Origin of the sequence: Bacillus cereus group sp. BfR-BA-01379, from assembly GCF_022663605.1 — a bacterium.
GTDB classification, from domain to species: domain Bacteria; phylum Bacillota; class Bacilli; order Bacillales; family Bacillaceae_G; genus Bacillus_A; species Bacillus_A mobilis.
This window is the reverse complement of sequence record NZ_JAKUFT010000004.1, coordinates 99436-120006: the sequence shown is the minus strand read 5'-3', so window position 1 is coordinate 120006 and position 20571 is coordinate 99436. Positions and strand designations below refer to the sequence as shown.

Genomic DNA, 20571 nt, shown 5'->3' with positions numbered 1-20571 from the left:
TTAATCCTTGTTATATGTCACATAAGTGCAAATTTAGCTATTATAGGGCAATGTCATGTATAATAGAAAGAAAAGGCTTGTGAGGGGGGAGAAGAGATGATCGTTCTTTGGATAATTACGCTTTGTATGACTGCTATTTTTGCATATATGACGTTAAAACAAAATGGCTTAAAGCGATTTGTTCCAGGAAGTATTCTTGCAGGAATTGCCCTTATCACGTATGTAATTTCTATTTTTATTGAAAGTGTATCAGTGGACATGAGCACAAGTTTAATGTTCATGGGTATTACACTATTTGCAGGTAGTGTAATGGTACTTATGGTTGCTGGTATTATTTTATTTATTCATATGAATTCGGAAACGTTATAGCATATAGAAAAGGCATGTCCCGAGGGGCATGCCTTTTTATCCGTTCAATTATGCTCTATCTTTAGAAGAATTTTGTTGTTTTAATAAGTCACGAATTTCGCTAAGAAGAACTTCTTCTTTTGTTGCTTTTTCTTCTTTCTTTTCAGCTTCTCTTTTTAAAGTCATTTTGTTAAAGACTTTAACGAAAACGAAGATTGCAAATGCAACGATTAGGAAGTCAACTATCGTTTGGATAAAGTTACCGTATTTAACAGAGGCCTCGCCTACTGTAAATTTTAATCCTGTGAAGTTGATTCCTCCCATTAATAAACCGATTAATGGTGTAATGATATCTTTTACTAAAGAACTAACGATTTTACCGAATGCAGCACCGATTACAACCCCGACAGCTAGATCAATTACATTTCCCTTTAAAGCGAACTTTTTAAACTCGTTCCACATGTGTTAATCCCATCCTTTCCACGATTCAATATGAAATTTATAATTCCTATCAACATATTCTATAGAAATTTACGAGAGAAATAAAGAGGAAATGGGAATGAAAGTAAATTCTGAAAAATGTATCCGTTTTAATTTTTGTTTATATTGTCCAGTAGAGATTGCAATAGTTTCTGCGTTTTTAATGCTTCTAATCCATCTACAACAGGCTTTGTATCTCCGTGTACACATTCAATAAAATGATGAACAGCATCCTCAAAACCACGCTGTTTCAACGTCGTATCCCATGATGGTGAACCGCTTTGAGAAACTGTATTATCCTGCTCAACTTCAAATGTGTTCATATTTTTTACGCGAATGATTTTCCCTGTCGTTACAAGTTCAATTTGTTCTAAATTTGTACCAGCATGGCGATGCATTGCGGTAGAAAGTAACAATCCACTTGGCGTTGTATATGTGTGATGTCCGTAAAGAAGTTCATTCTTTTCATTCATTTGCACCATATTATGAACGACGTTAAGATCATCGTTAGCTAACCAGCGAGCAGTATCTACAATATGTAAGTAATCATCTAACATAGTAAAGTCGTACGTGTATGGTCCTACTTTATTTGTGCGGTGCTTCTCAATTCGAATCCATGAAATATTATGAGCTTGCTCTTTTGCAGCAACATACATAGGAACGAATCGGCGATTAAATCCGACCATTAACTTTCGGTTATACTTTTCGCTCAACTCGACTAGTTGCTCAGCTTGTTCCACTGTAGCTGCTAGCGGCTTATCAACATAAACGTCGATTCCTTTTTTCAGAAGTTCAGAAACGATTTCATAATGTGTAGCAGTTGAACTATGTACGAAGATTGCATCGCATTCCGAAGCTAACGTTTCAATAGAATGAAAGTCTTGCATGCGGTATTGCTGACAAACTTGTTTTCTTTTCTCAGCGTTAGGTGTAAATGCCCCTACAAAATTCCAATCTGTTTCTTTTGTAAGTGTTGGAAGGTAGGCTTTTTGCGCAATACTTCCAAGTCCAATCATCCCAATTTTAGGTTTGTTCATGTTTATTCCCACCCTATTAATATTGATGTAACGGCTTAAATGTAGCATAGGATGGGAGAGGAAGGCAAAAATTAGCTTTTTACTTACGTCCTTCTAACAAAATCTTCTCTATCTCTTCAAAGTTATGAGCGCGCGCATGCTCTAGCGGGGTAACACCATCGTTGTCTGGAATATTTACATCTGCACCGTGTTCAATAAGAAGGCGAATAACTTGTTGTTGTGTTTCGTTTCCGTTACTTAGTACGATGGCTTCCATTAAAGCAGTCCATCCGAGATTATTTACATGGTTAACATCAATAGTTGTTCGCGTAAGGAGTTCCTTAATAACATCAATATAGCCATGTTCTGAGGCAGGGATAAGAGCTGTTCCGCCGTAACGATTCGTAAGCGATGCGTCTGCGCCAGCATCAATCGTTAATTTTAAAATATCTAAGTAACCTTCAGCACCGGCGTATAGGAAAGGATTATTTTTCATATCATCTTGGATGTTTACATCAGCACCAGCTTCAATAAGCGCTTTTGCGGTTTTTACATCATTTTTGTATGTAGCAGTCATAAGAGGAGTACGTCCTTTATTGTCTTTAATATTTATGTTAGCCCCTTTTTTGAGTAACGATATAATAGTATTCGTTTCTTGTTTCTCAGTAGCTGCTAGTAGCGCTGTCTCCATGTTTGTCATCTCCTTTTTAACTTCTTGTTCTTGCGAGCATCCTTGCAAAAAAATTACGCAACAGATCATACTTACTGTTTTTTTGAACATGGAATTTCAACCTCCTCATTTCAACTGTAAAATAAGAACATTAAATTTTTATAAACTGACGCTAAAATTACTATAAAATCGCTTGAGTATTTGAACATATATTTTTATGCTTATGAGTAACAAGGTTTGTTAAAGTGAGGATGTAACATATGTCTATTAAAACAAGATTTTTATTCTCGTATATCGCTGTTATTCTCGTTTCCATCACGCTCATATTAGTCGCGGGATTTTTAATTGTTTTTTCCATAACAGGAGACTTGGAATCAGTGAAAAATTTCTATAAAAGTTCGTATATTCAAAAGCCGCTTACGCCAGAAGAAGAGAATACGTATATTGAATTGAAATTAGCGGCAAAGAAAAATCAATCACAACTATTAGATGAATCGTTCGTTTCACCACTTGAAAAAGAAGGTGTGAAAATAGTTGTCAGAAAGGGTGAAACCATTTCTTATGCTACAAAAATATTTGAAAGTATATCGTTAAAAGAAGCTCTTCCGAAATTTGAATCAGCAAATATTAATAGTCGTGGTACAACAGAACTAGGTGATACATTTTATCGATATGTAAAATTTGATTTTTATTTTCCCGGAGATGAAGAAGGGAGTATATTTGTACTAAAAAGGCAAAGTTCATTTGTCGATCTTACACAAAAGTTATTTCCGATTTTATTCGTAGCGCTTTTACTGCTAGCGATATTACTCATTGGATTAGTAAGTTATTTCGTCTCAAGAAGTGTGATAAAACCAATTTTTGTATTGAAAGATGCGACTGGTAGAATTAAAGAAGGGGATTTAGATTTTCAAATTCCAGTTACATCTCATGATGAGATCGGGCAATTAAATCAAGGGTTTGAGGAAATGAGGAAGAAGTTAAAAGAATCGATTGAGATGCAAACACAGTATGAAGAAAATCGAAAAGAGCTCATTTCAAACATATCTCATGATTTAAAAACACCGATTACATCTATTATCGGATATGTAGAAGGCATAAAAGATGGGGTCGCAAATACGCCAGAAAAAATGGATAAGTATTTAACAACGATCCATACGAAGGCAAAACATATGGATACACTCATTGATGAGCTTTTTTTGTTCTCGAAGCTCGATTTGAATCGAGTTCCCTTTCAGTTTGAAACGATAGAATTAAACATATTTATGCAGGAATTATTAGAAGAGATGCAGATGGATTTAAGTGAGGAAGGTATAGAAGTTCACTTGCAATTACATTCATCACCACTATATGTAACGGCCGATTGCGAAAAGATAAATAGAGTGATATCAAATTTAGTTCATAATAGTGTGAAATACATGGATAAAGAAGAGAAGAAAATTACAGTAACAGTATTGAGTGATAATAATACTGTTGTTGTGAAAGTAATGGACAATGGATCAGGTATAGAGGCTGATACGCTGCCGTATATATTTGAGCGGTTTTATCGTGCAGAGCAATCGCGAAATTCTAGTACAGGTGGAAGTGGACTTGGCTTAGCGATAGCAAAGCAAATTGTTGAAGAACATGGCGGGGGAATTTGGGCGGAAAGTAAGCTTGGGGAAGGTACAAGTATTTTCTTCTCATTGAAAAAAGTACAGGAATGTGGTGAGTAGAATGAAGAGAATTTTACTAGTAGAAGATGAAATAAGTATTGCAGAATTACAGCGAGATTATTTAGAAATTAGTGATTTTCAAGTCGATGTAGAGCATTCCGGAGAGACAGGTTTACAAATGGCTTTGCAGGAAGATTATGATTTAATTATTTTAGACATTATGCTTCCGAAGATGAATGGATTTGAAATTTGTAAACAAATACGTGCTATAAAAGACATTCCAATTTTACTTGTTTCAGCAAAGAAGGAAGATATAGATAAAATTCGCGGACTCGGTTTAGGGGCGGATGATTATATAACGAAACCATTTAGTCCAAGTGAATTAGTCGCAAGGGTAAAAGCGCATATTTCTCGTTATGAAAGATTATCAGGAAATGTGAGTAAGCAACGCGATACGTTATACATTCATGGAATTTCTATTGATCAGCGAGCGAGAAAAGTTTTTATAAACAATGAAGAAATCGCGTTCACAACAAAGGAATTTGATTTATTAACATTCTTTGTAACGCATCCAAACCAAGTATTAAATAAAGAACAGTTATTTGAACGTATTTGGGGACTAGACTCAGCTGGCGATTTAGCTACTGTCGTTGTTCACATTAGAAAGCTACGTGAAAAAGTTGAAAGAGATCCTGCTCACCCGCAATATATTGAAACAGTGTGGGGAGCTGGTTATCGCTTTAACGTGTAATGTACCTGCCGAGTGATTGGCAGGTTTTTTATTGTGATCTGGACTAAAAGGGGAAAAGGTAATTTATGTTAAAATATAAAGAGAGATAAAACATAAGAGAGCATGAGAGGGCGTGCTACATTTTGGGAGATACATGAAAAGATAATAAATCAACCAAGGCTTTAAAGATTGGAACCAATATCATACTTATCTTATTAATTATTGGTTCAATACAAATGTTTTATGATGAAGATTCTACGAATGATCATTTTGGTGGGTTGTTTATGATGGTCTTTTTTGGAATTAAAATAATTTCTAATTTTATGATGAGTATAAAAGAAGGAGATAAAAAGTCGATATTCATTGATGTAGGTTTAATGATTTTTTTGTTCTGCTTGTTGTTTTTAGTGTGAAATATTTCTTTTGAAAAAGGCTCATAGTCTTATAGAAACTGCGAGCTTTCCTTAATAATAGAGGAACGATTTATAAAATGTTTGAGTAGTAGAAGTAAACTGAGCAGCTTCTTCTAAAAAAGGATAATGGTTGCTGTTCTCAAATGGAACGAAGATAGAATTACGTATACCCTTATGCATCTCAATAGAATATTGAATCGGGCACTGTACATCATGTCTTCCGCATATAATGAGAGTCTTTGTTTGGATGGAAGGTAAAGCTTCTCTTAAATCAAATGACGGATATTCATTGGCGAAAGCGTTCATCCGGCTAGTAGACATCGTTTTTTGGATTGGTTTACAAAAATAAGAGTTGTAGTTTTCTGGTTTATACAATGATAATTTTGTTCTCTTAGTAGATAGCTCTTTCCGTTCTTCACTTGTAAGGAGAGGGGTTTTTAAGTTTTCGATGAGCTGTTGCATATAATGAAACTGTGGATGTGATGGGTGATAAATGCACAATGGTGTTTCGGTATAGTTACTTGCTGCGGCTCCAACGACGACTAATGATTGTAAGGAATTTGGATATGTAATCGCATATAAAAGTCCGAGCATACCACCTGTTGAATGACCAGCGAAATGCCATGTTGGGAGTTGTAATGCTTCTCGTATTGCGTCTAAGTCGTGAACCGTTTCAACCATACTTAATTCGTTTTCTGAATTGGCTTTTGCGGATTTACCAGCGTCTCGTAAATTAATAAGAAATACACGATGCGTAGCAGTGAAAACATCCGCAAAGTAATCACCAGTTTCATTAAATTGTGAATAGTGATGTGTAATGCAAAGTGGTTCGCCATTTCCTTTTGTAAAGAGTTCAAATGTGCCACGTTTTGTAGGGACCATTTGTTGCTTCCACATAATATCACACCTTTTCTCATAAAAATTGGACCGATTAATTGTGAAATAAAATATATCAGCGAATCTTAAGATATATCGGCGCAACTCGAAATATATCAGCGATTATCAAAATATATCGACTTACCGACAGAAAACGACAATACTAGCAAGCTATAAATAAAAGGAGGCTATTCAAAAACGAGCCTCCTTTTCGTTTAGTATAAAGATTTTGTCATATTATTCCGAATTATTTCAAGAGATTTCGCTACAGTTAATGCATTCTTTTCTTCAATTTCTGGTTTGCGGGGGATAGGTTTATACATGTTGTTTGGGTCTTCCCATGTGAGGGGAAGTTCTGTTTTGGCTTGTCCTTTCCAAGCGTCAATCCATTCTGGAGGGAGATAACCTGAGATGTTTTGGATGTTGTTCATTTCGAGCCAAATGAGTGCCCAAGCTCTTGGGACGACGCGCCAGTGGTCATAGCCACCACCACCGACAGCAATCCAGCGGCCTTCGCAATATTCGTTAGCGATTTCGCGAGCGAGCTTCGGTATTTCACGATAAAGATTCATCGTTGCGCAAAGGTGTGTAAGTGGGTCGTAATAATGTGCGTCAGCGCCATTTTGCGTTAAAATAATATCCGGTTTAAAGTAGGCGGCAACTTCTTTTACGACAGTTCGATATGAATCTAAAAACGATTCGTCTTCTGTAAAAGCATCGAGTGGAACGTTAAAAGAATAACTGTAGCCATTTCCTTGTCCGCGTTCATTTACAGCACCAGTTCCAGGGAATAAATAACGCCCAGTTTCATGTAGTGAAATGGTGCATACGTTAGGATCGTCGTAAAAAGACCACTGTACACCATCACCGTGATGAGCATCTGTATCAATATATAAAACACGTAAACCGTATTTTTTCTGAATATATTTCATGGCGATAGAACTATCGTTATAAATACAAAAGCCAGATGCCTTGCCGCGGAAGCCGTGATGTAAGCCGCCACCTAAATTAAGTGCGTGTTTTACATTCCCGGAAAGAACAGCATCGACAGCTGTTAACGTACCGCCAACGAGTAATGCACTTGCTTCGTGCATATTTGGAAACATCGGTGTATCTTCTGTTCCGAGTCCATATGTCATCGCGATTGATTTTTCTAACTTACCTTCTCCAGCACGTTTTACCGCATTTATGTACTCCTCTGTATGAACGTAGGCGATCTCTTCATCTGTAGCCATCCGTGGTGAGATGATTTGGGAAGGAGAGATGAAACCACCCTTTTGTAATAAATCATACGTAAGTGTGACGCGCAGTTGGTTAAAAGGATGATCAGGGCTAAACGAATAGCCCCGAAAGTCATCCGAATAAATAAACGCGCTACTCATGCTTGCATCCCCATAATATTTGGCCATAATACGCGGTAGCCTTCTGCTTCAAGTGCATCAATCACTTTTAGCGGATTCATCGTTTGAATGCGGAAAACGAGTACTTTATCATTCTCATCTTTTGCTGGATAGACGAGAACGCTCACGATATTGATTTGTAACTCACTAAAAATAGCAACGACTTTTCCGAGAATACCAGGTTCGTTTTTTACTTGAATTTCAATTTGTGAACTCGGTTGATGTGCTCCTGTTAATTTCACTAACGTGTGCAGCACAGTAGATTCAGAAATGATTCCAACTAGCTTTCCAGCCTTTGTAACAGGAAGACAGCCAATTTTATTTTCGAAAAATAAAGTGGCAATTTCCTCAACGAAATCGAGAGGATGGCAAGTCATAACAGGATGTTTCATAATAAGTTCAAGTGGTTGCTTCAGCATATCGAGTGAAACTTGTTCATCTAAAATAGACGGACTTGCATCTCTTACATCCCGATCAGAAATAATGCCTACGACATGATTATTTTGATCGACAATTGGAATGTGCCGAATGCCTTTCGTGCGTATCGTTCGGATTGCTGTTTCGATTGTATCGTTTGGGTGTAGTGTCACCACATCTTGATTCATAATTTCTTCTACAATCATTCCAGTTGCCCCCTTTATTAATACATAAAACGATTGTGAAAACGTAGACGATCAAATGCTTGAATAGAATCCGTATCAACGCGTTTACCGATGCGGACCATTAAACAGTTAGCAGGGTGCGAACAAATTTCAGGATCATCTGTAGCCATCCATTGTAAGCCACCAGCATTCATCATTTTTTCCATTACTTTTCGGTACTCCCAAACATTTAAGCCTGTTTGTTTTAAATCCCAGTGCCAATAATATTCAGTCGTCAATATAATGTAATCTTCCATATGGTCGTCCATCATTGAAACTTCTAATAAGTTCTTTCCGACAGCGCAACCGCGGAAGGCAGGGACAACTTCAATCGCCCCGAGTTCAATTAAGTTTTCTATCTTTCCTTCTGACCATCGTTCGAGTGGATCAGGATACAAGTATGTAACATATCCAACAATCGTTTGGTCATGTCTAGCAATAATGAGACGAGCTTCTGGTAGTTTAGAAATTTCGACAATTGCTTTATATTGCTGCTCGGCAGGACGAAACGCAATTAAGTCTGGATGAAATTCATACATTTCTAAGTTATGTGTAGAGACAGGACCTTCAATAATTAAAGTGCCTTTCGCTGTTTTTAAGTTTCTAGCATTATATATTTTTTTATGAATCAATGTATTGCTCACCACCTTGAGGGTTTGTGAATCTATTCATATCGTACTTTATAATATATGCGATGTGAATCGAAATTTGTCATTAAAAATTTGTCTAAAAATCAACAAATATACTGAAAATTTTAAATAATGTTATTATAATAGATAATAGAATACATAGGAGGGGGATGTAAAGTATGAAAGTAGAAACGCTTCCTGTCATTAAAGGAGAAAATAATTTGCCGAATTATGATGAGGCATACGCGAATTTTAACTGGGAAGAGGTTAATAAAAACTTTACTTGGAATGAGACAGGCCGAGTAAATATGGCGTATGAGGCAATTGACAAGCATGCGAAATCCGATCGTAAAAATAAAGTAGCCCTTTATTATCAAGATGGATCGCGAAAAGAGAAGTATACATTTAAGGAAATGAAGGATTTTTCTAATAAAGCAGGAAACGTCCTGAAAAATTATGGCGATGTAGAAAAAGGCGATCGCGTTTTTATTTTTATGCCGCGTTCTCCAGAATTATATTTCGCACTTCTTGGTGCAGTGAAATTAGGGGCAATCGTAGGTCCACTATTTGAAGCGTTTATGGAAGGCGCAGTTCGCGATCGTTTAGAAGATAGCGAAGCAAAGGTGTTAATTACAACGCCTGAATTGTTAGAGCGTGTACCATTAAATGATTTACCAGCCTTAAAAACAGTCTTCCTTGTTGGAGATAATGTAGAAGAAGGCGGCAAAACGGTAGCGTTTAATCCTTTATTTGAACAAGCTTCAAAGGAATTACATATTGAATGGTTAGGCCGTGAAGACGGTTTAATTCTACATTACACGTCTGGTTCTACTGGTAAGCCAAAAGGTGTGCTTCATGCGCAAAATGCAATGGTGCAGCACCATCAAACGGCGAAATGGGTATTAGATTTAAAAGAAGACGATGTATATTGGTGTACAGCTGACCCAGGCTGGGTAACTGGAACAGCTTACGGTATTTTCGCACCGTGGTTAGTTGGGGCATCAAATGTTGTTTTAGGTGGCCGCTTTAGTCCGGAAGCGTGGTATGAAGCGCTGCAAGATTACGGTGTAACAGTTTGGTACAGTGCGCCAACAGCGTTCCGTATGTTAATGGGAGCTGGACAAGACGCAATTAAAAAATATGATTTATCACAAGTTCGTCACGTATTAAGCGTTGGTGAACCGTTAAATCCAGAAGTAATTCGCTGGGGTATGAACGCATTTGGACTTCGTATTCATGATACGTGGTGGATGACAGAAACAGGTGGACAAGTTATTTGTAACTACCCTTGTATGGAAATCCGTCCAGGTTCAATGGGTAAACCAATTCCAGGTGTGAAAGCAGCGATTGTTGATAATGAAGGAAATGAAGTTCCTCCATACACAATGGGTAACTTAGCAATTGGTAAAGGTTGGCCAGCGATGATGCGTGGAATCTGGAATAACCAGCAAAAGTATGAATCTTACTTTATGCCGGGAGACTGGTATGTATCAGGTGATTCTGCTTATATGGATGAAGATGGATACTTCTGGTTCCAAGGGCGTATTGATGATGTAATTATGACGTCAGGTGAGCGCGTTGGTCCGTTTGAAGTAGAAAGTAAATTAATCGAGCATGCTGCTGTTGCAGAGGCTGGTGTAATTGGTATTCCTGATCCAGTGCGCGGCGAAATCATTAAAGCATTTATCGCGCTTCGGGCAGGATACGAACCATCTGATGAATTAAAAGAAGAGATTCGTCAATTTGTAAAAAAAGGACTAGCAGCTCATGCAGCGCCAAGACAAATTGAATTTAGAGATAAATTACCGAAAACGAGAAGTGGTAAAATTATGCGCCGCGTATTAAAAGCGTGGGAGTTAAACTTACCAACAGGTGACTTATCAACGATGGAAGATTAAGAGAGAAAGGTCTGAACAAGGAATATGTTCAGACCTTTCTCTTTTTATGATATCATAAACTTATACATACGAGTTAAAGGGGAGAAGGAAATGAAAACAGAAAAAGAAAAGATGATACAAGGGGAAATGTACATACCAGCTGATCCTGTTTTGGTGCAAGAGAGGGAGCAAGCTCGTATACTAACGAGAAAATTAAATGAAACACCAGAAGTACAATTAAAAGAGCGTAGCGAAATCGTAAAAGAATTATTCGGAACGACTGGAGATAACATTCATCTTGAATCTTCTTTTAGATGTGATTATGGCTATAACATTCACGTTGGCGAAAATTTTTACGCGAACTTTGACTGTACAATTTTAGATGTATGCCCGGTGACAATCGGAGTGAACTGTATGTTAGCTCCAGGTGTTCACATTTATACGGCAACACACCCGCTTGATCCGATAGAGCGCATAAGCGGATCAGAATACGGAAAACCAGTTACAATTGGTGATAACGTATGGATTGGCGGAAGAGCGGTTATTAATCCTGGTGTCACAATTGGAGACAACGCGGTAATCGCATCTGGCGCCGTCGTAACGAAAGATGTGCCGGACAATGTAGTAGTTGGTGGAAATCCTGCAAAGATTATTAAAAAAATAAAATAATATTTGAACGAAGTGCCTTCCTCGTCTGTATACATTTATGAAAGAATAGATGAGGGAGGCTTTTTTATGTCTAATAAATTACTTCTTACTTTTGCTTTACTTGGAATTATAGTCGTATTTTCTTGTGGCTTGCTATTACCGATGCCAATCGGATTTAAAGTATCAATGATTACAGCTGGGGTTATGATGATTGTTATGTTTTCAATCATTATCCCGTTTGATAGAAAACATATAGTACGGAAAAAAGGATATAAAATTGATTTTACAAAAACAAAAGTGTATTTTCGCTGGAATGTATTTGATACGATTTCGGCTTGTCTTGCAGTGTATGCATGTATATGTGTGCAAGCATTAAATATTTTAGTTTCAACGGGACAGACAATACAAAACCCGTATGTTCAATTTTTTACGAATCAATCCCAAGTATGGATTATCGTAGCAAGTTGCTATTTAATTTCCCGCATTTCATTAACGTTAAAAGGAATAAAGGAGATCAAAAATCATGGCGCAGATTGGGATTGAGGAAGAGCTCATGCTTGCGTATCAAAGTGGAGATAAACAGGCGGGAGAAAAACTATATGTTTTAATCAAACCAGCGCTATACACATTTTTATATCGATTTAACCGAGATGAACAATTAAGTATCGACCTTGTGCAAGATACGTTTTTGATGCTAGAGCGAAAGAAACATATGTATGAACCTGAAAAAGGAAAAATAAAAACGTATTTATTCCAAATTGGTTATCGCCTTATGATTAATAAATTAAATAGAAGAAAAAAGTGGCGTACGCTTTTGCCGTTTTTAGTGCCGATTCAGGAAAAAGAATTTTCTCACGAAGATCGGCTCACAGTAAGAGAGGCAATTTTGAAAGTTCCGGAAGAGCAGCGGGCTGTCCTTATTCTTTCTTATTATCATGATATGCAGCAAAAAGAGATTGCGGAGATATTAAATATTCCGATTGGAACAGTGAAGTCGAGACTCCATAACGGGATAAAGAAATTGAAACAATTGCTGGAGGTGGATGAAATTGAGCGAAAATCCCTTTAAGAATGAATATAAATTACAGCAACATTTAGATAGTGATCATGTAGAAATACCGGATTTTCCAAAAACGGTAAGTCGCTTCGACCGATTAATTGGATTTCTTGGTTCTCCAGCGAAAGATCCTGTGGAGGCGACGATTGGAAATGATTTATCGGTTGTGTTTCATGTATCGTTATTAGTTGGGGTTCCAATCCTTTCTCTTATTACGATACTCTTTGCGACGTTGTAAAGGATTGGAAAGAAGAGAAACCCGACCTCTATTTGACATGCCTATATAAATGATGGTATAAAGAAAAGTATATGAATAATTGAGCGTGGAAAGGGAGAAGTAGTGATCATTTCCCTGTTTTAGAGAGCTGATGGTCGGTGAAAATCAGCACATAGATGATCGCGAATTACGCCCCTAGAGCATCTTTTTTCGATTGAATTGTATTCAAAAGGGAAAAGACGGTGCTAAGCCGTTATATAAATAAGGTGGTAGGCTTTTTTGGCCTGCAACTAGGGTGGTAACGCGATAATCAAAATCGTCCCTTATTTGAAGGGGCGATTTTTTTATGTTTTCAACCTTCACGCCAGTAATGAACTTAAAGGAGAGTATGTAGGATATGGGTATTTTACAAGATCTTGAATTTCGCGGTTTAATTAATCAGCAAACAGATGCTGAGGGACTTGAGCAATTATTAGAAAAAGAAAGCGTTAAATTATACTGTGGTTTCGATCCGACAGCGGATAGCTTACACATCGGTCATATGTTACCAGTATTAATGTTACGTCGTTTCCAATTAGCTGGTCACCAACCAATCGCACTTGTTGGCGGTGGTACTGGTATGATCGGTGACCCAAGTGGTAAAAAAGCAGAGCGTACATTAAATACGAAAGATACAGTTGCTTACTACACAGAAAGCATTAAAAACCAACTTTCAAACTTCTTAGAGTTCGAAAACGTGGACAACCCAGCAACAATGGCTAATAACTATGATTGGCTTGGTAACTTAGATGTCATTTCATTCTTACGCGATATCGGTAAAAACTTCGGTTTAAACTATATGTTAGCAAAAGATACAGTAGCATCTCGTTTAGATACTGGTATTTCATTCACTGAGTTTAGTTATATGATTTTACAATCATACGACTTCTTAAACTTATACCAAAACCATAATTGCCGCTTGCAAATCGGTGGTAGTGACCAATGGGGTAACATTACAGCTGGTCTGGAATTAATCCGTAAATCAGAAGAAGATGCGAAAGCATTCGGTTTAACAATTCCACTAGTTACGAAATCTGACGGTACGAAGTTTGGTAAAACAGAAGGCGGCGCGATTTGGTTAGACCCAGAGAAAACAACTCCTTACGAGTTCTACCAATTCTGGATTAACACAGATGACCGCGACGTTGTTAAATACTTAAAATACTTCACATTCTTATCTCATGAAGAAATTCTTGAGCTTGAAAAGCAAGTAGCTGAAGCACCAGAAAAACGTGCAGCACAAAAAGCATTAGGTTCTGAAATGACTAAACTTGTTCACGGCGAAGAAGCATTAGAACAAGCAATTAAAATTTCAGCTGCATTATTCAGTGGTTCTGTAGCAGAACTGACTGCAAGCGAAATCGAGCAAGGATTCAAAGATGTACCATCTGTAGAACGTACTGCAGAAGATACAGTATTAATCGACTTACTTGTAGAAAGCAAAATCTCTCCATCAAAACGTCAAGCACGTGAAGATGTAACGAACGGCGCAATCTACGTAAACGGTGAGCGTACACAAGCATTAGACTACGTTGTAACAGAAAACGACCGTATCGAAGGTAAATTCACAATCATTCGCCGCGGTAAAAAGAAATATTTCTTAATTCGTTACTAATTAGAAACGAATATAAAACAAATAGTACCCCGGATTGTAGGCTGAAAAGTTTATGATTCGGGGTTTTTATGTATAAATTTAGATTGCCTTACGAGTTCTTGTAAATAGAATATGAAGAATTAATACGATCATATAAAGTAAGCTAATGAGCATAACAATAAATGCTGTTGGATAAAATTTTGCCGCATATATAAAGAAATCGATTTGATAAATATCTTCGTAATTTGAAACGGTGCCTTTAAAGTAATTTGTAAACTTAGCGCTATATTTCCATTCATCAGGATCATCTATTAAATTACTCCCCTGATACCAATTAATAAGCGCGGAAGCAATAAAGAACATACATGCACTACCCAATTGAACCATTTGGTTTATTGTCAAAATGAATCAACCTCCTATTTTATGGTTATTATAGCGTGCATTCGTATTCCTGTAACCTTTTTGTTGTAATCTCCTTTTCGAGTTCATATGGAAATCACATGTAAGCGGTATGATAAATGTATAACAACTAGAAAGGAGTGGTAAAACAAAATGTCACTAGAAGCACTCATTATTTTTTCTTTGCTAAACGCGGGTCAGCTTGCAGAGAATTCGAAGGTTGATATACATAAAGAGCAGAAAGATGCTTATGTATATGTTCAAAAAGAGGAAAATAAATAATTTTAATATATATAAATAAAAGCTACTCGAAGTAACTGTTTTGGTGTCTTCGGTAGCTTTTTTGTATGCATAGAATTCAAATTTAGTAAGTGGGCTATTTAATAGAGGGTTTGTAGAAGAAACAAGTATAATTAATGTGAACTGATAAATTGATAAAAATAAACCGTTATAAACAGGAGGATTTGTATGGAACATAGTGAGGCATCTCGAAGATTGTTACTTTCAGATTGCATGGATTCTATAATTACTATTCAAAAGTTAGGTAATAATGGTAGTTTAATATTTGAATTCCTTCCGTATATAGGCATTATTATTTCTGGAGTATTGGATTCCTTTGATGAGAATCAACAAGTAAGGTGGCATTCAGAAGAAATTCGTAAAATTATGAAGGTTAGGGCTGAAACAAAAGTCATAAATAAGGTCAATAAAACAGTTGAATCTGTATCTGAATCAATTTCATTATTTGACGATTATTTAACTAAGGATTATAACAGTTTTCAAAATATGTTTATCAATGTATTTGGACAAGATAATTTTGGGTGTTATAAATTTGAAAATGTATATGTAAGTAATACCTTTAGGGCAAACAAGATAGTAAATAATTTGATTCAGGAATTAGATAATGGTGAAGAACTCAAAGGTTTTGGTGAAATAATGACTCAAATTATTTGCACGTATTTGAGAGAGAATGGATTTACAATTCCAACAAATATTCCGATGGTAGAAATAAATATAAAGGATGAAGACTATAGATTTTCTTTGGAAGATAGGATGAAGTTATTTGGAAATGATGTAGACAATGATATTAATATTATTTTGTTTAATATTTTATGTGGCATAAATTATGTTCTGGCTATTTTACCACAAGTATTATCCAAAGAAACAAATCTTTATAAAAGGATAGTGTCTATCTGTTGTTATTCAAGTGTACAAGCGTTGGGTAAATTAATGAGAACAGATGAACAAAGTTCAAGATATTATGGCGCAGTTGAGAGAAAAGAAGAAATCACTATTATAATTGATTCAATAAATAAACTATATACATCTAGCTTACGAAATAATATTTTCCACTATGGCATAAGGGAAAATGATTTAAAGATGATTCGTAAGGAGATATCTTTTCTATTTGGATTAGTTGAAGAAAATATTGATATATCAGTATGTGAGTTTGTTCAAAATCAGGAAAAAATATTGTTAAGGGTACGAAAAATTATTACGGATTGGCTACAAATTAAATCAACAGAACATGTTTAAAAAAGATGATAAATTTTATATTTAGTTACGCTAAAGAAATGTGGCTTGTCAGTACCTTAAACTGTTGATAAAAGAGCAACTGTTTAAGGTACTATTTTTTATTATGAATAATAGGGATATAGTTAAAGCATCCAATATGGATGCTTTTTTGAGAAAATAATCTATGAATTTTTATTGTTTTTATTTTCAATATTGAACATGCTTATAAATCCTAAAAAGTTCTGAATTAAAATAGCTAAAAATGTTAAATCAAGAAATTTGCATGTATTAATATGAATTACTTGAATTGCTCTAGCTAATGTGTGTTCATTAAGTAATTTCACGTAGTTTTGGATGCTCTCTGAATTTATAGGTAATGCAAAATGGATGAGGAAACTAAAGTATGAAAATTCCCAAATGCTTGTTTCAAATAATTTATTATCATAAAAGCCGAATATAAAACTATAAATTATCCCGAAAATTATATCAGGTAATATTAATGTAGTAAAGAGAGCTATAAAAAGATGTATACCGAATCCAAATAGTTCAAATTTATTCTTAATACGCTGTGGTTTTTTAATATGTTTATAAAGATGAAATATTAACTCGAATAAAAAAAATAGGAATATAGAAACTGTATATAAGATTGTTAAATAAGATAGTTCTTTCATATACTTTAATGCTAAAAAGTATACAAAAGAAGTCTTTTGTTGAGATATTATCACCATAAAAGCGGAAAAAAATAATAGTGACAGCGTAAAAGCTAATAAACGATAAAATGGGATCATTGGTGTTGAATTCAGTTTAGCCATTATAAATCGTATAGTAATTCCATAATATGAAAGTAATATTGCGGCAAAGAAAAAGAAAATTCCACGGAATGTTGGAACTGTAAACCCAAAAACGGTCAAAGCAGGTAAAGAGAGCCCAATCAATGCGTGTACATAAACTTTAACAGGATATGTAGGATTATTCATATTATTCACCTCCTATCTAAGAGAATTATAGCAAAGAAACATAAAATTATAAATTTGTTTATATTAATACATTATTTTTAGTTGGAAAAAATCTTCCTTTCTAAAAATATGTTTGAATTTTATATGAGAAGTAAGGAGTATGCAAAAGGAGCTGTATGTAATGATAAGAGTTTTGAATTAAGTAACTATACTTTGAACATCTTTTATTGGACATAATGATCATTGTAAGTGTTGATATGTTACATGAATGAGAGGAATTTGAAAATTAATAGCAAGTCTTGGGAAAATAATGAAGATGATTGTAATATAAGAATTGAAATAGGAGTAATCGAATTTTGTCGTAAAATGTGTTTAGTTGCTGGGAATTTTTATGATAAAAATTTCGGAACAAGATATTTTTATCAATATTATTATTTCTGATGATTTATATAAGGTTTTGCGGCTTAATGATTCAAATTAAATTTGAGAAAATAATCGATAGGTAATTTAGAAAAAGTCATGTTTAATTAACTTGGCTTTTTCTAATTCATTGAAGATGTATATGTAAAATATATAGGGAAAGTAGCGTTTATCCACGATTATTTTATCCCTAAAATCCCTTATATATAAACGAAAAAAGCCAATCCAGAGGATTGGCTTTTTGTCATTAACGAGAGTAGAACTCTACGATTAATGCTTCGTTGATTTCAGCTGCTAACTCAGAACGCTCAGCGTGACGAGTGTAAGTAGCTTCTAATTTATCAGCATCGAAAGTTAAGTATTCTGGTACGAAATTGTTAACTTCGATCGCTTCTTTAACAACAACAAGGCTGTTAGATTTTTCGCGAACGCTGATTGTTTGACCAGGTTTTACACGGTAAGATGGGATATCTACGCGAGATCCATCAACTGTGATGTGGCCGTGGTTTACTAATTGGCGAGCTGCGCGACGAGTGCGAGCTAAGCCCATACGGTAAACTAAGTTGTCAAGACGAGCTTCAAGAAGGATCATGAAGTTTTCGCCGTGCTTACCAGGCATTTTACCTGCTTGGTCAAATGTGCGACGGAATTGACGCTCAGTCATGCCGTACATGTGACGAAGTTTTTGTTTCTCTTGTAATTGTAAACCGTATTCTGAAAGTTTCTTACGTTGGTTAGGACCGTGAGGACCTGGTGCGTAAGGGCGTTTTTCTAATTCTTTTCCTGTGCCGCTTAGAGAGATTCCAAGACGACGAGACAGTTTCCAAGCTGGACCTGTATAACGAGCCATAGTTGACTCCTCCTTTAAAAATGTTTTTATTTACGTAAAATAAAAACAGACGTAATCGATATTTACGGGCATTTTGTTTTCATGTACCTTCGCTCCAGCAGCAGGGAGTTACGAGATACACCTCCGTAGAGGAACAAAATACAAACGATAAACTCACATTACAAGGCTGCCTTTTTATTTTACACAAACGCTATTATATCTTTTACCCAGAGTTTCGTCAAGCAAGTACGTTTTTGTTTTATGCATATAAATTTTGGAAATGAACAAGAAGGAATTTAAAACGATATAAAAGAAGTGATAGAAACACAAATAAAACGCTTACATAAAATGTAGTAAAAAATGTTCATTAATTTTTTGTTGATGAATATGCGGCAGTAAAAACATAAAAGGGGATGTTTTTATGAAAAAGAAGCATATGGAGACAGCGTTAATTCATCACGGGTATACATCTGAGGAACATAAAGGAAGTTTAACACCACCTTTATTTCAAACGTCTACATTTACATTTGAGACTGCGCAGCAAGGAGAGGCGAGTTTTGCGGGAGTGGATCCGTCTTATATTTACTCAAGACTTGGAAATCCAACCGTAAAATTATTTGAAGAACGTATGGCTGTGTTAGAGGGAGGAGAAGAAGCTCTTGCTTTCGGATCCGGTATGGCAGCTATTTCCGCAACGTTAATTGGTTTTCTAAAAGCTGGAGATCATATTATTTGTTCAAATGGATTATATGGGTGCACGTACGGTTTTTTAGAAGTATTAGAAGAGAAATTTATGATTACGCATTCGTTTTGTGATATGGAGACAGAGGATGATGTCGAAAACAAAATCTGTCCAAATACAAAGGTTATTTTCGTTGAAACACCGATTAATCCAACGATGAAATTAATCGATTTAAAACAAGTGATTCGGGTTGCGAAGCGGAATGGCTTACTTGTCGTTGTTGATAATACGTTTTGTTCACCTTATTTACAAAGACCGCTTGAGCTTGGTTGTGACGTGGTTGTGCATAGTGCTACGAAATATATTGGCGGTCATGGCGATGTTGTGGCGGGTGTAACGATTTGTAAAACGAAAGCGTTAGCTGAGAAAATTCGCCCGATGCGAAAAGATATCGGTGGTATTATGGCGCCGTTTGATGCGTGGTTATTGTTACGCGGATTAAAGACGTTAGCGGTAAGAATGGATCGTCATTGTGATAATGCAGAACAGATTGTATCGTTCCTAAAAAATCATGATGCGGTAGAAGGTGTTTGGTATCCAGAAGGGGAGTTAGCATCTCGCCAAATGAAACGGGGCGGCGGTGTGATTTCTTTTTCAATTAAAGGCGGAAAAGAAGAGACGCAAGCGTTTATCAATGACCTTCACTTTATTACAATTGCGGTAAGTTTAGGGGATACAGAAACGTTAATTCAACATCCGGCAACGATGACGCACGCTGCGATTCCAGCTGAGTTAAGACAGGAAATGGGTATTTATGATAATTTAATACGTTTATCTGTTGGTTTAGAATCATGGGAAGATATCGTGTCTGATTTAGAGCAGGCGTTAAAGAAAATATCTACTGTTAGTAATCAATAAAAAAGAGCTAGCTATCGGTTTCGTACGTGATGTACGCAGTTGATAACTAGCTCTTTTCCTTTTACATATGTTTTAGGAGTGTTTCCACAAACTTTTCTAAATAGCGCTGATCTACTTCATCAAAACGATTTTTTTCAGGGCTATCAATATCAAGTACACCAATGACAGTTCCTTCTTTTACAATCGGTACAACGATCTCTGAATTCGAAGCACTATCGCAAGCGATATGTCCTGGGAATTGGTGAACGTCTGCTACAAGCTGCGTTGTTTTCGTTTCAGCTGCAACACCGCAAACGCCTCGTCCAAATGGAATGCGCACGCAAGCAGGCATTCCTTGGAAAGGTCCAAGAACAAGCTGATTTCCTTCTGTTACATAAAAGCCAACCCAATTCACACGATCAAAAAATTGGTTTAATAGTGCGGACGCATTTGATAAGTTTGCGACTACGTTTGATTCGCCAGTTAATAATGCATCCAGTTGTTTAATTACCATCTCATATTGCTCTTCACGAGATCCTGCATAACTTTCTTTAGTAAACATGGAAACAGCCCCTTTTTTATC

24 protein-coding genes, 1 pseudogene and 1 other annotated feature are annotated in these 20571 nt (G+C 36.0%); of the genes and pseudogenes, 14 read left to right on the top strand and 11 right to left on the bottom strand.

Going from position 1 to position 20571, the window contains the following annotated elements:
- Positions 1-96: 96 nt before the first annotated feature.
- On the top strand, positions 97-369 hold the full coding sequence (locus MR113_RS03065; protein ID WP_061680140.1) for a DUF3917 domain-containing protein: 273 nt from the start codon (positions 97-99) through the stop codon (positions 367-369).
- 48 nt (positions 370-417) lie between these two features.
- Here the strand turns inward: MR113_RS03065 and mscL are convergent, their stop codons facing one another.
- The 3 genes from mscL to MR113_RS03050 all read right to left on the bottom strand — a co-directional run bounded on the left by mscL (position 418) and on the right by MR113_RS03050 (position 2625).
- Positions 418-810 (bottom strand): large conductance mechanosensitive channel protein MscL, encoded by a 393-nt coding sequence (gene mscL / locus MR113_RS03060; RefSeq protein WP_242250907.1) that lies wholly within the window; start codon positions 808-810, stop codon positions 418-420.
- Positions 811-938: 128 nt separating this feature from the next.
- Entirely contained in the window at positions 939-1865 is a 927-nt protein-coding gene (locus MR113_RS03055; protein WP_242250906.1) for a Gfo/Idh/MocA family protein, read from the bottom strand.
- A gap of 79 nt (positions 1866-1944) precedes the next feature.
- Entirely contained in the window at positions 1945-2625 is a 681-nt protein-coding gene (locus tag MR113_RS03050; RefSeq protein ID WP_242250905.1) for an ankyrin repeat domain-containing protein, read from the bottom strand.
- A 149-nt stretch (positions 2626-2774) separates the two neighbouring features.
- Between MR113_RS03050 and MR113_RS03045 the strand changes: the two genes are divergently transcribed.
- The 3 genes from MR113_RS03045 to MR113_RS03035 all read left to right on the top strand — a co-directional run bounded on the left by MR113_RS03045 (position 2775) and on the right by MR113_RS03035 (position 5312).
- Positions 2775-4229: a sensor histidine kinase gene (locus MR113_RS03045; RefSeq protein WP_242250904.1), complete on the top strand. Its 1455-nt coding sequence runs from the start codon at positions 2775-2777 to the stop codon at positions 4227-4229.
- A 1-nt stretch (position 4230) separates the two neighbouring features.
- Positions 4231-4920 (top strand): response regulator transcription factor, encoded by a 690-nt coding sequence (locus tag MR113_RS03040; RefSeq protein WP_242250903.1) that lies wholly within the window; start codon positions 4231-4233, stop codon positions 4918-4920.
- Between the two features lie 167 nt (positions 4921-5087).
- Positions 5088-5312, top strand: coding sequence for a hypothetical protein (locus MR113_RS03035; protein WP_242250908.1), 225 nt, complete (start codon positions 5088-5090; stop codon positions 5310-5312).
- Positions 5313-5363: 51 nt separating this feature from the next.
- On the opposite strand, the gene MR113_RS03030 is transcribed toward MR113_RS03035, so the two are convergent.
- The 4 genes from MR113_RS03030 to acuA all read right to left on the bottom strand — a co-directional run bounded on the left by MR113_RS03030 (position 5364) and on the right by acuA (position 8861).
- Positions 5364-6209 carry an alpha/beta fold hydrolase gene (locus MR113_RS03030; RefSeq protein ID WP_242250902.1) on the bottom strand — a complete coding sequence of 282 codons (846 nt, stop codon included), beginning with the start codon at positions 6207-6209 and terminating at the stop codon, positions 5364-5366.
- Between the two features lie 194 nt (positions 6210-6403).
- Positions 6404-7570 carry an acetoin utilization protein AcuC gene (gene acuC, locus MR113_RS03025; protein WP_242250901.1) on the bottom strand — a complete coding sequence of 389 codons (1167 nt, stop codon included), beginning with the start codon at positions 7568-7570 and terminating at the stop codon, positions 6404-6406.
- Positions 7567-8211: an acetoin utilization AcuB family protein gene (locus tag MR113_RS03020; protein WP_000634568.1), complete on the bottom strand. Its 645-nt coding sequence runs from the start codon at positions 8209-8211 to the stop codon at positions 7567-7569. Before MR113_RS03020 ends, acuC begins: the two co-directional genes overlap by 4 nt.
- A gap of 17 nt (positions 8212-8228) precedes the next feature.
- Positions 8229-8861, bottom strand: a complete 633-nt coding sequence (acuA, locus tag MR113_RS03015; protein WP_061680131.1) for an acetoin utilization protein acetyltransferase AcuA — start codon at positions 8859-8861, stop codon at positions 8229-8231.
- A 176-nt stretch (positions 8862-9037) separates the two neighbouring features.
- Here acuA and acsA point away from each other — a divergent pair, with 176 nt between their 5' ends.
- The 6 genes from acsA to tyrS all read left to right on the top strand — a co-directional run bounded on the left by acsA (position 9038) and on the right by tyrS (position 14311).
- Complete coding sequence (gene acsA / locus MR113_RS03010; protein WP_016130337.1) at positions 9038-10756, top strand: acetate--CoA ligase; 1719 nt, start codon at positions 9038-9040, stop codon at positions 10754-10756.
- 90 nt (positions 10757-10846) lie between these two features.
- Positions 10847-11404: a maltose acetyltransferase domain-containing protein gene (locus MR113_RS03005; RefSeq protein ID WP_098130571.1), complete on the top strand. Its 558-nt coding sequence runs from the start codon at positions 10847-10849 to the stop codon at positions 11402-11404.
- A gap of 66 nt (positions 11405-11470) precedes the next feature.
- A complete protein-coding gene (locus tag MR113_RS03000) occupies positions 11471-11926 on the top strand; it encodes a hypothetical protein (protein WP_000066455.1) in 456 nt (151 codons plus the stop codon).
- Positions 11907-12452 carry an RNA polymerase sigma factor gene (locus MR113_RS02995; protein ID WP_097818395.1) on the top strand — a complete coding sequence of 182 codons (546 nt, stop codon included), beginning with the start codon at positions 11907-11909 and terminating at the stop codon, positions 12450-12452. Before MR113_RS03000 ends, MR113_RS02995 begins: the two co-directional genes overlap by 20 nt.
- Positions 12433-12678 (top strand): hypothetical protein, encoded by a 246-nt coding sequence (locus MR113_RS02990; protein WP_088048001.1) that lies wholly within the window; start codon positions 12433-12435, stop codon positions 12676-12678. The genes MR113_RS02995 and MR113_RS02990 overlap by 20 nt, the downstream gene beginning before the upstream one ends.
- Before the next feature lie 77 nt (positions 12679-12755).
- Positions 12756-12984, top strand: a binding site (T-box leader).
- 70 nt (positions 12985-13054) lie between these two features.
- The gene (gene tyrS / locus MR113_RS02985) at positions 13055-14311 is read left to right on the top strand and encodes a tyrosine--tRNA ligase (protein ID WP_000512075.1); all 1257 of its coding nucleotides are present in this window, start codon (positions 13055-13057) and stop codon (positions 14309-14311) included.
- A 78-nt stretch (positions 14312-14389) separates the two neighbouring features.
- On the opposite strand, the gene MR113_RS02980 is transcribed toward tyrS, so the two are convergent.
- A complete protein-coding gene (locus MR113_RS02980) occupies positions 14390-14692 on the bottom strand; it encodes a YjdJ family protein (protein WP_242250900.1) in 303 nt (100 codons plus the stop codon).
- 150 nt (positions 14693-14842) lie between these two features.
- Here MR113_RS02980 and MR113_RS02975 point away from each other — a divergent pair, with 150 nt between their 5' ends.
- Positions 14843-14971 carry a hypothetical protein gene (locus tag MR113_RS02975; protein WP_000050940.1) on the top strand — a complete coding sequence of 43 codons (129 nt, stop codon included), beginning with the start codon at positions 14843-14845 and terminating at the stop codon, positions 14969-14971.
- A 186-nt stretch (positions 14972-15157) separates the two neighbouring features.
- Entirely contained in the window at positions 15158-16225 is a 1068-nt protein-coding gene (locus tag MR113_RS02970) for a hypothetical protein (protein ID WP_132130965.1), read from the top strand.
- Between the two features lie 161 nt (positions 16226-16386).
- Here MR113_RS02970 and MR113_RS02965 read toward each other — a convergent pair whose 3' ends face one another.
- Positions 16387-17181 (bottom strand): hypothetical protein, encoded by a 795-nt coding sequence (locus tag MR113_RS02965; RefSeq protein WP_132130966.1) that lies wholly within the window; start codon positions 17179-17181, stop codon positions 16387-16389.
- Positions 17182-17451: 270 nt separating this feature from the next.
- On the opposite strand from MR113_RS02965, the pseudogene MR113_RS28470 reads away from it, so the two are divergent.
- Positions 17452-17641, top strand: a pseudogene (locus tag MR113_RS28470) (hypothetical protein); the annotation flags it as partial.
- 186 nt (positions 17642-17827) lie between these two features.
- Here the strand turns inward: MR113_RS28470 and rpsD are convergent.
- The gene (gene rpsD / locus MR113_RS02960; RefSeq protein ID WP_000135322.1) at positions 17828-18430 is read right to left on the bottom strand and encodes a 30S ribosomal protein S4; all 603 of its coding nucleotides are present in this window, start codon (positions 18428-18430) and stop codon (positions 17828-17830) included.
- A 400-nt stretch (positions 18431-18830) separates the two neighbouring features.
- Here rpsD and megL point away from each other — a divergent pair, with 400 nt between their 5' ends.
- Entirely contained in the window at positions 18831-20009 is a 1179-nt protein-coding gene (gene megL / locus MR113_RS02955; protein WP_242250899.1) for a methionine gamma-lyase, read from the top strand.
- Between the two features lie 61 nt (positions 20010-20070).
- Here the strand turns inward: megL and MR113_RS02950 are convergent, their stop codons facing one another.
- Positions 20071-20550, bottom strand: a complete 480-nt coding sequence (locus MR113_RS02950; RefSeq protein ID WP_242250898.1) for a GAF domain-containing protein — start codon at positions 20548-20550, stop codon at positions 20071-20073.
- Positions 20551-20571 lie beyond the last annotated feature (21 nt).

Coding starts and splice junctions, on each gene's coding strand:
- MR113_RS03065 (WP_061680140.1), top strand. CDS start 97: ATGATCGTTCTTTGGATAATTACGCTTTGTATGACTGCTATTTTTGCA.
- mscL (WP_242250907.1), bottom strand. CDS start 810: ATGTGGAACGAGTTTAAAAAGTTCGCTTTAAAGGGAAATGTAATTGAT.
- MR113_RS03055 (WP_242250906.1), bottom strand. CDS start 1,865: ATGAACAAACCTAAAATTGGGATGATTGGACTTGGAAGTATTGCGCAA.
- MR113_RS03050 (WP_242250905.1), bottom strand. CDS start 2,625: ATGTTCAAAAAAACAGTAAGTATGATCTGTTGCGTAATTTTTTTGCAA.
- MR113_RS03045 (WP_242250904.1), top strand. CDS start 2,775: ATGTCTATTAAAACAAGATTTTTATTCTCGTATATCGCTGTTATTCTC.
- MR113_RS03040 (WP_242250903.1), top strand. CDS start 4,231: ATGAAGAGAATTTTACTAGTAGAAGATGAAATAAGTATTGCAGAATTA.
- MR113_RS03030 (WP_242250902.1), bottom strand. CDS start 6,209: ATGTGGAAGCAACAAATGGTCCCTACAAAACGTGGCACATTTGAACTC.
- acuC (WP_242250901.1), bottom strand. CDS start 7,570: ATGAGTAGCGCGTTTATTTATTCGGATGACTTTCGGGGCTATTCGTTT.
- MR113_RS03020 (WP_000634568.1), bottom strand. CDS start 8,211: ATGATTGTAGAAGAAATTATGAATCAAGATGTGGTGACACTACACCCA.
- acsA (WP_016130337.1), top strand. CDS start 9,038: ATGAAAGTAGAAACGCTTCCTGTCATTAAAGGAGAAAATAATTTGCCG.
- MR113_RS03005 (WP_098130571.1), top strand. CDS start 10,847: ATGAAAACAGAAAAAGAAAAGATGATACAAGGGGAAATGTACATACCA.
- MR113_RS03000 (WP_000066455.1), top strand. CDS start 11,471: ATGTCTAATAAATTACTTCTTACTTTTGCTTTACTTGGAATTATAGTC.
- MR113_RS02995 (WP_097818395.1), top strand. CDS start 11,907: ATGGCGCAGATTGGGATTGAGGAAGAGCTCATGCTTGCGTATCAAAGT.
- tyrS (WP_000512075.1), top strand. CDS start 13,055: ATGGGTATTTTACAAGATCTTGAATTTCGCGGTTTAATTAATCAGCAA.
- MR113_RS02975 (WP_000050940.1), top strand. CDS start 14,843: ATGTCACTAGAAGCACTCATTATTTTTTCTTTGCTAAACGCGGGTCAG.
- MR113_RS02970 (WP_132130965.1), top strand. CDS start 15,158: ATGGAACATAGTGAGGCATCTCGAAGATTGTTACTTTCAGATTGCATG.
- MR113_RS02965 (WP_132130966.1), bottom strand. CDS start 17,181: ATGAATAATCCTACATATCCTGTTAAAGTTTATGTACACGCATTGATT.
- rpsD (WP_000135322.1), bottom strand. CDS start 18,430: ATGGCTCGTTATACAGGTCCAGCTTGGAAACTGTCTCGTCGTCTTGGA.
- megL (WP_242250899.1), top strand. CDS start 18,831: ATGAAAAAGAAGCATATGGAGACAGCGTTAATTCATCACGGGTATACA.
- MR113_RS02950 (WP_242250898.1), bottom strand. CDS start 20,550: ATGTTTACTAAAGAAAGTTATGCAGGATCTCGTGAAGAGCAATATGAG.